Below are 13,312 nucleotides of genomic sequence, written 5' to 3'. Positions count from 1 at the left end.
GCCAGGAGTGACTACCGCGACTTACTTGTTGAGCGAACGCTTGTCGACGGCCAGCGCGGCTTCGCGCATCACTTCGGAGAGCGACGGGTGCGGATGGCAGATACGTCCGATGTCTTCGGATGCTGCCTTGAACTCCATCGCGACAACCGCTTCGGCGATGAGATCCGATGCGTTCGCTGAAATGATATGGACGCCGAGCAGCTCGTCGGTCTTCGCGTCCGCGATCATCTTGACGAAGCCCTCGGGCTTCGCCACACCCAGCGCACGCCCATTGATCGAGAACGGAAACTGCCCCGTCTTGATCTCGCGGCCCTCGGCCTTCAACTGCTGTTCGGTCTTGCCGACCCAGGCGATTTCCGGCTCGGTATAGATGACCCACGGAATGCAGTTGTAGTCGATATGCGGCTTCTGACCGTCGATGATCTCCGCCACCAGCACGCCCTCGTCTTCCGCCTTGTGCGCGAGCATCGGCCCGCGGACGACGTCGCCGATCGCATAGACGTTCGGCACCGCCGTGCGGCAGTGATCGTCGACCTCGATGAACCCGCGCTCGTTCGCCTTCAGGCCGATCGACTCGAGACCGAGGTTATCGGTATTCGGCACGCGGCCCACCGATACGATCAGACGATCGGCCTCGAGCGTTTGCGCGTTGCCGTCCTTGTCGGTGTAGGCGATCGTGACGCCCTTGGCGTTCGCCTTCACCTCGCCGATGCTGATGCCGAGCTGAATATCGAGGCCCTGCTTCTTGAAAAGCTTCGCGGCTTCCTTCGCGAGCGCATCGTCGGCCGCACCGAGAAACTGCGGCAGCGCCTCGAGCACGGTGACCTGCGAACCCAGGCGGCGCCAGACCGAACCGAGCTCGAGCCCGATCACACCGGCGCCGATGACGGCGAGCTTCGCCGGAACCGCATCGAATGCGAGCGCGCCTTCGTTATCGGAAACGATCTTGTTGTCGACCGGCACGTTCGGCAGATGACGCGCCTTCGAACCCGTCGCGATGATGACGTTCTTCGCCGTAACGACCTCGGCCTCGCCTTCGCCGCTCACCTCGATTTGCACGCCTGCGTCGCTGTTGCCGACGAACTTGCCATGGCCCTTGAGCCACGTGATCTTGTTCTTCTTGAACAGGAACTCGATACCGCTCGTCATTTTTTCGACGATGCCGTCCTTGCGGGTCTGCATCTTTGCGACGTCCATCTTGACCTCGGACACGGCGATGCCGTGCTCGGCCAGATGATGCGATGCATTTTCGAACTCCTCCGACGACGCAAGCAGCGCCTTGGACGGAATGCAGCCGACGTTCAGGCAGGTGCCGCCGAGCTTCAGCGTGCCGGCCGGGTTCTTCCACTTTTCGATACAGGCGACGCTTTTGCCGAGCTGGGCGGCCCGGATCGCGGCGACATACCCGCCGGGACCGGCGCCGATCACGACGACGTCAAATTGTTGGGACATGACGATCCTTTCGATGACGCGACGACGCGGCATGAGCCGCGCTTCGTCGCGATTTTCAACCAAGCTTTGCTGCGCCCGGACACCGGGCGCGGGGGATTACAGATCGAGGAGCAAACGCGCCGGGTCTTCGAGAGCGTCTTTCATCGCGACGAGCGAGAGCACGGCTTCGCGTCCGTCGATGATGCGGTGGTCGTACGACAGCGCGAGATAGTTCATCGGGCGGATGACGATCTGGCCGTTTTCGACGACCGCCCGCTCCTTCGTCGCGTGGACACCGAGGATTGCCGACTGCGGCGGGTTGATGATCGGCGTCGACAGCATCGAGCCGAACACGCCGCCGTTCGAAATCGAGAACGTGCCGCCCGTCATTTCCTCGATCGACAGTTTGCCGTCCTTGGCTTTCTGGCCGAACTCGGCGATCTTCTTCTCGATCTCGGCAAGGCTCATTTGATCGGCGTTGCGCAAGATGGGGACGACGAGACCGCGCGGCGAGCCCACGGCGATACCGATATCGAAATAACCGTGATAGACGATGTCCGTGCCGTCGATCGACGCATTCACGAGCGGGAATTTCTTCAGCGCATGCACGGCCGCCTTCACGAAGAACGACATGAAGCCGAGCTTCACGCCATGCTCTTTCTCGAATTTGTCCTTGTACTTGTTGCGCAGATCCATCACCGGCGCCATGTTCACTTCGTTGAACGTCGTGAGGATGGCATTCGTTTGCTGCGACTCCAGCAGACGCTCGGCGATACGCTGACGCAGGCGCGACATCGGCACGCGCTGTTCGGGGCGGTTGCTGAGCCACGTGTCGGCCGAAGCCGGGGCCTTGACGTCCGGCAGCGCCGGCTTCGACGCACGCGCAGCCGGCGCGGCAGGCGCCGCGGCCGGTGCCTTCGCGCTCGTGCCGAGCACATCGCCCTTCGTGATGCGGCCGTCGCGGCCGGTTCCCGCGACCTGGTCCGCCGACAGGTTCTTCTCCGCCATCAGTTTATTGGCGGCCGGCGATGCAGCGGCGCCGGCCGTGGCCGTTGCGGTGGCTGCGGCGGGAGCGGCAACCGGTGCGGCAGCGGCTGGAGCGGCAGCAGCAGCCGCGGGTGCCGCGGCGCCGGCCTTGCCTTCCGTATCGATCTTCGCGATCAGTTGCTCGGAGCTCACGATCTCACCGTCGCCGACCACGATGTCCGCGAGCACGCCCGATGCCGGCGCCGGCACTTCGAGGACGACCTTGTCGGTCTCGATCTCGATGAGCGTTTCGTCTTGCGTGACGGCCTCGCCGGGCTTTTTCTTCCACGCAATCATGGTGCCTTCCGAAACCGATTCGGAAAACTGCGGAACCTTGACTTCTACAATAGCCATTTGATTTTCCTGAACTCGTATCTGGTGTGGAGCGCGAACGCTCGCCCGTCCTGCCCGCGCGCTTCGATTGGTCTGGGCGGCATACGGCGCGGGAAAGCGCGCGGCGCTTTCCCGGTTCGCTGTCGTTTAGTTATTTCGCAATCGATGCGCTCTTCAAGCGGCCGAAAGCACCTTCGATCAACGCTTTTTGCTGCTCGTAGTGCTTCGCGTAATAGCCGACCGCGGGCGATGCCGATGCCGGGCGACCGCTATAGGCGAGCTTCTGCCCATCGCGCATGCCTTCCTTCAGGTGATGCTCGATGTAGAACCACGGACCTTGGTTTTGCGGCTCGTCCTGGACCCATACGACCTCGGTGGCATGGTCGTATTTCTTCATCTCCGTTTCGAACTGCTTGTGAGCGAACGGATAGAGCTGCTCCACACGCATGATCGCCACGTCGTTCGCCTTCGCTTCGCGACGATGCGCGATCAGGTCGTAGTAGACCCGGCCCGAGCACATCACCACGCGCTTGACCTTCTTCGCTTCGATAGCGGGGTCGACTTCGCCGATCACCGGCTGGAATACGCCACTTGCGAGTTCCGACAGGTCCGAGATCGCTTCCTTGTGGCGCAGAAGCGACTTCGGCGTGAAGACGATGAGCGGTTTGCGGAACAAACGGATCATCTGACGGCGCAGCAAATGGAAGATCTGCGCGGGGGTGGTCGGTTGCACGACCTGCATGTTGTGCTCGGCGCACAGCTGCAAATAGCGCTCGATGCGCGCCGACGAATGCTCGGGACCCTGCCCTTCGTAGCCGTGCGGCAGCAGCATCGTGAGGCCCGAGACACGACCCCACTTGACTTCACCCGACGAGATGAACTGGTCGATCACGACCTGCGCACCGTTGGCGAAATCGCCGAACTGCGCTTCCCATGCGACGAGCGTATTCGGTTCGGCCGTCGAGTAGCCGTATTCGAAGCCGAGTACGGCTTCCTCGGAGAGCACCGAATCGATGACCGTGAACTTCGCCTGACCGTCCGCCACGTTTTGCAGCGGAATGTAGGTGCCGTCGTTCCAGCGCTCGCGGTTCTGATCGTGCAGCACCGCGTGACGGTGCGTGAACGTGCCGCGGCCCGAGTCCTGGCCCGTGAGGCGCACCGCATAGCCCGATGCGACGAGCGACGCGTAGGCGAGATGCTCGCCCATGCCCCAATCGAGCGGTGCATCGCCGCGCGCCATGGCGCGGCGGTCGTTGATGACACGCTCGACGAGCGGGTGCACTTTGAAGTTCTCGGGAATCGTCGTGATGCGTTCGCCGAGGCGCTTGAGCTCGGCAAGCGGGACGGCCGTATCGGCCGCATCCGTCCACTTGCGGTTCAGGAACGGCACCCAGTCGACCGCGTACTTGCTCTTGTAGTTCGAGAGGACCGGATCGACGGTGTGCTGGCCGGCATCCATCGCCTGGCGATAGGCCTTGACGAAGGCATCGGCGTCTTCGGAGCCGATCACGCCCTGCTGCACGAGCTTTTCCGCGTAGAGCGCGCGCGTACCCGGGTGCTGGGCGATCTTCTTGTACATCAGCGGCTGCGTCACCGCGGGCGTGTCCTGCTCGTTGTGGCCGAGCTTGCGGAAGCAGACGATGTCGATCACGACGTCCTTGTGGAACTGCATCCGGAAGTCGATCGCAAGCTGCGTGGCAAGCACGACCGCTTCGGGATCGTCGCCGTTCACGTGCAGCACGGGCGCCTCGATCATCTTCACCACGTCGGAGCAGTAAAGCGTCGAGCGCGCGTCGCGCGGGTCCGACGTCGTGAAACCGATCTGGTTGTTGATGACGATATGCAGCGTGCCGTGGGTGCCGTAGCCGCGCGTTTGCGCGAGGTTCAGCGTCTCCATGACGACGCCCTGGCCTGCGAAGGCCGCGTCACCGTGAATCTGCACCGGCAGAACCTGCACGCCGCTCTCGTCGCCACGACGATCCATACGCGCCTTCGCCGAACCTTCCACCACGGGGTTCACGATTTCGAGGTGCGACGGGTTGAACGCCAGCGACAAGTGCACCGGACCACCTTCGGTGGAGACGTCCGACGAGAAGCCCTTGTGATACTTCACGTCGCCTGCCGGCAGATCGTCGACGTGCTTGCCTTCGAATTCGGCGAACAGATCCGACGGCATCTTGCCGAGCGTGTTCACGAGCACGTTCAGACGGCCGCGGTGAGCCATACCGATGACGATTTCCTGTACGCCCTGCGCACCGCCGTGGCGCACGACCTCGTCCATCGCCGCGATGAAGCTCTCCCCGCCTTCGAGCGAGAAGCGCTTCTGGCCGACATAGCGCGTATGCAGATAGCGTTCGAGACCTTCGGCGGCCGTGAGCCGGTTCAGGATGTGCTTCTTCTTTTCAGTCGAGAAATTCGGCGTGGCCCGGATCGATTCGAGGCGCTCCTGCCACCAGCGCTTCTGTTCGGGATCGCTGACGTACTGGAATTCGGCGCCGATCGTGCCGCAGTACGTATCGCGCAGCGCTTTGACGATATCGCGCAGCGATGCCTGCTCGAAGCCGAAATACAGATTGCCCGCGCTGAACGTCTGGTCCATGTCGGCTTCGGTGAAGTCGTAGAACGCAGGCTCGAGCTCGGGAATGGAGGGACGTTCGCGGCGCTTCAGCGGGTCGAGGTTGGCCCATTGCGAACCGAGAAAGCGGTAGGCGCTGATCAGAGACTGGACGTGGACTTGCTTGCGCGCCGTGCCCAGATTCTCGCCGGCTTCGCGCGGGATGAAAGCATTGGCTTTCGCGCGCTGCGCAAACGATTCGACGATCGGACCATGCGCTACGTCGTTCGCGTTCGAGCCATCCGACGCGGGCACGTTTTGCAGGGCGTCGAAATACTCCCGCCAATTGTCGGGGACCGACGCCGGATTATCGAGGTATTGCTCGTACAGCTCTTCGACGTACGGAGCGTTGCCGCCGAACAGGTACGAGTTCAGCTGGAATTGCTTCATCATGTTTACGCTCACCTTTTCTTCGAGTTTCTCGAGAAATAGCGGGTTACTCAACCTTCCGCGACACGGCCTGACCGTTTAGCGGATTGCGCGAATCAAGTCTTGCTTGGAAGGACCTAAAACTAGCACCGGGAGGATATCACACAACCGACATTCGAGATGGACATAAGCGCCATTCGATATCGGCATGTGTTCCCTGCTCCAATGAAAAAGCCGCTCGTTTTTCTTTGCGAGCGGCTTTTTTCCGAACAGATGCCATCGATAGCTGGCTCTCGATCAATCGACCGAGGTTTCGCGGCTCGCACGGCGGCGCTCGTGCTCCTTCAAATGGCGCTTGCGCAGGCGGATGGACTGCGGCGTCACTTCCACGAGCTCGTCGTCGTCGATGAATTCGACCGCGTACTCGAGCGAAAGCTGAATGGGCGGAACGAGCCGAACCGCTTCGTCCGTACCGGACGCCCGCACGTTCGTAAGCTGCTTGCCCTTGATCGGATTGACCACGAGATCGTTGTCGCGGCTGTGGATGCCGATGATCATGCCCTCGTACAGTGCATCGCCGGGCTTCACGAACATACGGCCCCGGTCCTGCAGCTTCCAGAGTGCGTAGGCCACGGCGGCGCCATCGTCTTGCGAGATCAGCACACCGTTGCGGCGCTCGCCGAGCGAGCCTTCCTTGACGGGTGCATATTCGTCGAACACATGACTCATGAGTCCCGTGCCGCGCGTGAGCGTCATGAACTCGCCCTGAAAGCCGATCAATCCTCGCGCCGGAATCCGGTATTCGAGGCGCGTGCGGCCGCGCCCGTCGGATGCCATATCGAGCAGCTCGCCCTTGCGACGGCCAAGCTCTTCCATGACCCCGCCCTGGTGCGAATCTTCCAGGTCGACCGTCAGCAGCTCGTACGGCTCGTGCTTCACGCCATCCACCTCGTGCAGGACGACGCGCGGACGCGATACGGCGAGCTCGTAGCCCTCGCGGCGCATGTTCTCGACGAGGATCGTCAAATGCAGCTCCCCGCGGCCCGACACTTCAAAGACCGTTTCGTCGCCCGTGTCGCGCACGCGCAACGCTACGTTATGGTTGAGCTCGCGCATCAGTCGATCGCGAATCTGCCGGCTCGTGACGAATTTGCCTTCCTTGCCCGCCAGCGGCGACGAATTCACGAGGAAGTTCATCGTGAGCGTCGGTTCGTCGACGGTGATCATCGGTAGCGCTTCGGGCGCGTCGGGCGAGCAGATCGTCGCGCCGATGCCGATGTCCTCGATGCCGTTGATGAGCACGATGTCGCCGGCCTCGGCCTCTTCCACCTGAACGCGCTCCAGCCCATGGAACGACAGGACCTGGTTGATCTTGCGGTTCAGGATCTCGCCCTCGGGGCCGAAGCGCACGACGACGGGCTGCCCGGGCTTCACGCGCCCGCGCGTGATGCGCCCCACGCCGATCCGGCCCACGTAGGTGGAATAATCGAGCGAGGTGATCTGCAGCTGCAGCGGCGCGTCCGGATCGGCCGGGCGCACGGGCACGTGCGCAAGAATCGCCTCGAAAAGCGGCCGCATGTCGCCTTCGCGCGCAGCCGGATCGAGCGAGGCGTATCCGTTCAGACCCGACGCATAGACGATCGGAAAGTCGAGCTGCTCTTCGGTCGCGCCCAGCTTGTCGAACAGATCGAACGTTTGATTGATGACCCAATCGATACGCGCACCGGGCCGGTCGATCTTGTTGACGACGACGATCGGCTTCAATCCGAGCGCCAGCGCCTTTTTCGTCACGAAACGCGTTTGCGGCATCGGGCCTTCCACGGCATCCACGAGCAGCAGCACGGAATCGACCATCGACAACACGCGTTCGACCTCGCCGCCGAAGTCGGCGTGCCCGGGGGTGTCGACGATGTTGACGTGCGTCCCTTCGTATTCGACGGCACAGTTCTTTGCCAGGATCGTGATGCCGCGTTCGCGCTCGATGTCGTTCGAGTCCATGACGCGCTCCGCGATCTGCTGATTTTCACGGAAGGTGCCCGACTGACGAAGCAGTTGATCGACGAGCGTGGTCTTGCCGTGATCGACGTGGGCAATGATGGCGATGTTGCGTAGGGCGCGAGTCATAAGGAATCTGAACGGTTTGGGGCGGCGGCTTCATGCCCGAGGTAATCAAAAATTATAGCACGTCGGTGTGACGCAAGCCCCACTGGCAGGCGGGGCCAGACCACCCGGCGCGTGAATCGGGCGCTTCGCCCCGCCAACTGGCCGGCATGTATTCGCGCTCGATGGCATGATGAGCGCCCGCGCGATGAGCCACTCGGCATAAGAAGGTTGCATAGGCAGCTTTTGGCGACTAGAATCATGCCTAGTCAACTATTGCATGCTCACCAGATCATGACCCAACCTCCCGACCAGCTTCTTGCAGAACTGCGCGAATTCGAGCTCGACGAGGTGGTCGGGTATTTGCTCGCCCGGGCGAAGTCGAGCATCTCGAACCTGGTCTCGCAGCGCACGATGAAAGAGCTGGGCATCACGAGCACGCAAGGCAGCATTCTTTTCATGATCGGTTCAGGGCGCTGCCAGCTTGCGGCGGAGCTCGCGCGGCACTACGGGATCGATGCAAGCGCCGTGACGCGGCTCGTCGACCGGCTCGAAAAGCGCAAGCTGCTGCGGCGGGTGCGCAGCAGCGAGGACAGGCGGGCCGTTCTGCTCGAGCTGACGGCCGAGGGCTACGAAATGGCCGCGCACATTCCGGGCATGTTCTGCGACGTAGTCGACCGGGCGCTCAGCGGTTTTACACCCGAAGAAGTCGGCTTCCTCAAAAGCATGTTGAGGCGCATTCTGGCGAATACCTGCGAATCGGTGGACGAGACGCCTCGTTAGCCGCGCCGCGCAAAGTTCGGATTTCGCAGGAATCGTTCGCGTCCGCGAGCACTGCTTCATCGGTGTGATGGCAAGTAATCTCCATCCGGAACCCATAACAACAAGTTGCGATGTCCATCATTTCATTCGAGTCGAAAGGCGATGCAATGAACTCTCCAACCGTGCCGTCCCATGTTGTCGCGCCCGCGAGCGCCATTGCCGCGGCGTTGACCGCGCTCGTCCTCGCCGGTTGCGTCAGCTATGCCGGCATCAAGAGCGACAAAACACCTGCCAGCGCCGCCAGCTTCGAGGCCGCGCAAAGTCTGCCGGCTCAAAGCGGCCAGTGGCCCTCGCTCGATTGGGCCAATCAATTCGGCGATGCGCAATTGCCGAAGCTCATCGACGAAGCGCTCGACGGCAATCCGACGATCGCGCAGGCTCAGGCGCGCCTCGCCAAAGCCCAGTCCTATATCGAGACCTCGCGCGCGGGCCTGATGCCGAAAGTCGAAGGCAGCTATTCGATCACGCGCGAGCGATTCACCGAAAACGGCCTCTATCCTCCGCCGTTGGCGGGCAACTGGGTGACCGAGCACAATGCGCTCGCGAGCGCCTCGTGGGACCTCGATCTCTGGGGCAAGAACCGCGCGCGCCTCGCATCGGCGCTTTCGCAGCAAAAGTCCGCGCAGGCCGACATCCAGCTCGCGCGCATCACGCTCGCCTCTTCGGTCGCGCGTACCTACAACCAGCTCGCACAGCTTTACGCGATACGTGACATCACGGCACGCGAAATCGCCAATCGCCAGGAAGTCAGCGCGATCACGAACGGGCGCGTCGTGGCCGGTCTCGATACCAGTGTCGAAAAGCAGACCGCACTAGGCAACATCGCCTCCACCCAGACGACGCTGTCCGATCTCGACGGGCAAATCACCGCTGTGCGCTATCAGCTCGCCGCGCTGCTCGGCAAGGGGCCCGACCGCGGGCTGCAGATCGCTCAGCCGGCGCTGTCGGCCGGCGGCGCGGTGACACTGCCCGATAACCTGCCGGCCGATCTCGTTTCGCGCCGTCCGGATCTCGTCGCGGCGCGCTGGCAGGTCGACGCGGCACTGCACGATGTGAAAGAGGCCAAGGCCGAATTCTTTCCGGACATCAATCTGGCCGCGGCAGCGGGTCTGGACTCTTTCGGCTGGAGCCGGTTCCTGACGGCCGGCAGCCGCCAATTGCAGGCCGGGCCCGCGATTCACCTGCCGATCTTCGATGCCGGCGCCCTGCGCGCCCAATTGAAGGGGCGGTACGCCGATTTCGATCTCGACGTCGCGAATTACAACCAGACGCTGATCAACGCCCTGTCGGACGTGGCCACGCAGGTGTCGTCGATTCGCGCGATCGACCGTCAGATGAATGACGCGCAACGGGCGCTGGACGCATCGAGCGAAGCTTATCGGCTGGCCGTGATCCGCTATAAGGCGGGACTCTCGCCACAATTGCAGGTGCTCACGGCCGACATCAACCGGCTCAACGCCGAGCAAACGGTGACGAATCTCAAGATGCGCCGGCGGGATCTGCAATTTGCGCTCATCAAGGCGCTCGGCGGCGGATTCGACGCAAACACCGTCGGGCTCGGCGAGCCGGCGCCGCAGGTGCCGGGACAGGCGCGAAGTGCGGCGGCGCCGTCGAGCTGATGAAGGCATGATCCAGGCACGGCACCGATCGACGCGCCACGAGCCGACGAACATTCGAAGACAGAAACTCGAGAACCGGAGAGCATTTCCATGAGCGAGACTCAACAATCCGCCGCGAACGTTCAGACGCCGGCGAACGGAAAGCGCAAGCGGCTGATGGCACTGCTTGTCGGCGTGATCCTCATCGCGGCCATCGCGTACGGCGTCTACTATTTCCTCGTCGCGCGTTTTCACGAGGAAACGGACGATGCCTATGTCAACGGCAACGTCGTGCAGATCACCCCGCAGGTGACGGGCACCGTCATCGCGGTGAATGCCGACGATACGCAAACGGTCAAGGCGGGCGACCCGCTAGTCGTGCTCGACGGCGCCGACGCCCGTGTCACGCTCGCGCAGGCCGAGGCGAATCTCGCGCAAACGGTGCGTCAGGTTCGCGGCCTTTTCGCCAACAACGATCAGTACCAGGCGCAAATCGCACAACGCCAGTCCGATCTGTCGCGCGCGCAAGACGATCTGCGGCGACGCATGGCCGTCGCGCAAACAGGTGCGGTCTCGCAGGAGGAAATCTCGCATGCGCGCGATGCAGTGAAAAGCGCGCAAGCGAGCCTCGATGCCGCCGAACAGCAACTCGCGTCGAACCGCGCGCTGACCTCGAATACCACCATCGCAACGCATCCGAATGTGCTCGCCGCAGCCGCGCGAGTGCGCGATGCCTATCTGAACAATGCACGCAACACCCTTCCGGCACCTGTCACCGGCTACGTGGCGAAGCGTTCAGTGCAAGTGGGGCAGCGCGTCTCGCCCGGCACGCCGCTCATGGCGATCGTGCCGCTCGAGGCCGTCTGGGTCGACGCAAACTTCAAGGAAGTGCAAATCAAGCATATGCGCATCGGCCAGCCGGTGGAACTGACCGCGGACGTCTACGGTTCGTCGGTCGTCTACCACGGCAAGGTCGTGGGCTTCTCCGCGGGTACCGGTTCCGCGTTTTCGCTGCTGCCCGCGCAGAATGCCACGGGCAACTGGATCAAAGTCGTACAACGCCTGCCCGTTCGGATCGAACTCGATCCGAAGGAACTGCACGCGCATCCACTGCGCATCGGCCTGTCCATGCAAGCCGACGTCGACATCAAGAACGACAACGGCAGCCAGTTGGGCAACGCCCAAAACACCGTCTATCAGACGAACGTATTCGACAAGTACGGCGCAGACGCGGACGCGGAGATCGCTCGCATCATCGCGCAAAACGCGGGCTCGGATGCAGCGGCGGGCGTCGCCCGGCAAAAGCCGCCGGCATCCCACGGGACGCGCGGTGCGCAAGTCGCGAGTGGCGCGGCAAAGCTGATGTAAACAAGCAGCCCAACGTTTCCCGTTTCGAGGCATTTACGCAATGGCCCAATCCGCAGCCGCTCCGCATCCGCCGCTCACCGGCGCGCAGCTCGTTATCGGCACGGTCGCCGTGTCGCTCGCGGTGTTCATGAACGTGCTCGACAGCTCGATCGCGAACGTGTCGATCCCGACGATCTCGGGCGATCTTGGCGTCTCGTCGGACCAGGGGACCTGGGTCATCACCTCGTTCGCCGTCGCCAATGCCATCTCCGTGCCGCTGACGGGCTGGCTGACCGACCGCATCGGTCAGGTTCGCCTCTTTCTCGCATCGATCGTGCTGTTCGTGCTGTCTTCCTGGATGTGCGGCCTGTCTCCGACGCTGCCGTTGCTGCTCTTCTCGCGGGTCATCCAGGGCGCGGTCGCCGGGCCGATGATTCCGCTCTCGCAAACGCTGCTGCTGGCGAGCTATCCTCGTTCCAAAGCTCCGCTCGCGCTTGCCATGTGGGCGATGACCACGTTGATTGCGCCGGTGGCCGGCCCGATTCTGGGCGGGTGGATCTCGGACAATATCTCGTGGCCGTGGATCTTTTACGTCAACATCCCGGTCGGCATCGTCGCGGCAGTGGCAACGTGGGCGATCTTCCGCACGCGCGACTCGGCGATCAAGAAGGCACCGATCGACACCGTCGGCCTCAGCCTGCTCGTGATCTGGGTCGGCTCGCTGCAAGTCATGCTCGACCAGGGCAAGGATCTGGACTGGTTCTCGTCGACGACGATCGTGATACTCGCGCTCATCGCCGTGATCGGCTTCGCGTTCTTCGTGGTCTGGGAGTTGACCGCCGAGCATCCCGTCGTCGATCTATCGCTGTTCAAGAAGCGCAACTTCACGGGCGGTACCGTCGCGCTGTCGGTCGGCTATGGGCTTTATTTCGGGAACCTGGTCCTTCTGCCGCTCTGGCTGCAAACGGATATCGGCTACACCGCGACCGATGCGGGTCTCGTCATGGCGCCTGTCGGGGTCTTCGCGATTCTGCTCTCGCCGTTGACCGGCAAGTTCTTGCCACGAACCGATCCCCGCAAGATCGCCACGGCCGCGTTTCTCGTATTCGCGCTCTGTTTCTGGATGCGCTCGCGCTATACGACCGGTGTCGACACCTGGTCGCTCATGCTGCCGACGCTCGTGCAGGGCATCGGCATGGCGGGTTTCTTCATTCCGCTCGTGTCGATCACGCTGTCCGGCCTGCCCGGCAATCGCATCGCGGCCGCATCGGGCCTGTCCAATTTCGTGCGGATCATGTGCGGCGGGATCGGCACCTCGATCTTCACGACGGCCTGGGATCATCGCACGACGTTCCACCACGCGCAGCTGACCGAGCGCGCGAGCGCGTTCGATCCGACGTTCACGCAAGCGATGTCACAGATGGGCTCCGCGACCGGCCTCGACGCGACGCAACGATATGGGCTCTTCGATCGCATGGTGACGCAGCAGGCCGCCCAACTCGGCGTCAACGACCTGTTCTACATCTCGGCGGTGATCTTCGTGGTGTTGATCGGGCTCATCTGGATTACGCGCCCCGAACGATCGGGTGGTGGGGATTCGAGCGCAGCCGCATCGGCCGCGCATTGATCGAGCCTTTCTCAGCTTTTCTCATCACAATTGAGAATTCTCAAA

General features: G+C 62.7%; 8 protein-coding genes. 4 read left to right on the top strand and 4 right to left on the bottom strand.

The features are described from left to right. Positions 1 to 21: 21 nt before the first annotated feature. From lpdA to typA, 4 genes are all read right to left on the bottom strand, one after another. Entirely contained in the window at positions 22 to 1,452 is a 1,431-nt protein-coding gene (lpdA, locus tag VGL01_RS00210; protein WP_331565878.1) for a dihydrolipoyl dehydrogenase, read from the bottom strand. 96 nt (positions 1,453 to 1,548) lie between these two features. After that, the gene (gene odhB, locus VGL01_RS00205; RefSeq protein ID WP_331565876.1) at positions 1,549 to 2,811 is read right to left on the bottom strand and encodes a 2-oxoglutarate dehydrogenase complex dihydrolipoyllysine-residue succinyltransferase; all 1,263 of its coding nucleotides are present in this window, start codon (positions 2,809 to 2,811) and stop codon (positions 1,549 to 1,551) included. Positions 2,812 to 2,941: 130 nt separating this feature from the next. Then, on the bottom strand, positions 2,942 to 5,797 hold the full coding sequence (locus tag VGL01_RS00200) for a 2-oxoglutarate dehydrogenase E1 component (RefSeq protein WP_331565874.1): 2,856 nt from the start codon (positions 5,795 to 5,797) through the stop codon (positions 2,942 to 2,944). A 273-nt stretch (positions 5,798 to 6,070) separates the two neighbouring features. Continuing rightward, positions 6,071 to 7,897, bottom strand: a complete 1,827-nt coding sequence (gene typA, locus VGL01_RS00195; RefSeq protein ID WP_331565872.1) for a translational GTPase TypA — start codon at positions 7,895 to 7,897, stop codon at positions 6,071 to 6,073. 270 nt (positions 7,898 to 8,167) lie between these two features. On the opposite strand from typA, the gene VGL01_RS00190 reads away from it, so the two are divergent. The 4 genes from VGL01_RS00190 (at position 8,168) to VGL01_RS00175 (ending at position 13,267) form a co-directional block, all read left to right on the top strand. Then, positions 8,168 to 8,656: a MarR family winged helix-turn-helix transcriptional regulator gene (locus VGL01_RS00190; protein WP_331565870.1), complete on the top strand. Its 489-nt coding sequence runs from the start codon at positions 8,168 to 8,170 to the stop codon at positions 8,654 to 8,656. 146 nt (positions 8,657 to 8,802) lie between these two features. Continuing rightward, complete coding sequence (locus tag VGL01_RS00185; RefSeq protein ID WP_331565868.1) at positions 8,803 to 10,314, top strand: efflux transporter outer membrane subunit; 1,512 nt, start codon at positions 8,803 to 8,805, stop codon at positions 10,312 to 10,314. Between the two features lie 90 nt (positions 10,315 to 10,404). After that, entirely contained in the window at positions 10,405 to 11,661 is a 1,257-nt protein-coding gene (locus VGL01_RS00180; protein WP_331565866.1) for an EmrA/EmrK family multidrug efflux transporter periplasmic adaptor subunit, read from the top strand. Positions 11,662 to 11,701: 40 nt separating this feature from the next. Next, the gene (locus VGL01_RS00175; protein ID WP_331565864.1) at positions 11,702 to 13,267 is read left to right on the top strand and encodes a DHA2 family efflux MFS transporter permease subunit; all 1,566 of its coding nucleotides are present in this window, start codon (positions 11,702 to 11,704) and stop codon (positions 13,265 to 13,267) included. The last annotated feature ends 45 nt before the right edge of the window (positions 13,268 to 13,312 follow it).

Origin of the sequence: Trinickia sp. (genome assembly GCF_036503415.1) — a bacterium.
GTDB lineage: Bacteria > Pseudomonadota > Gammaproteobacteria > Burkholderiales > Burkholderiaceae > Trinickia.
Note: the sequence above shows the minus strand (reverse complement) of the source record. Positions and strands in the feature narration are given on the sequence as shown.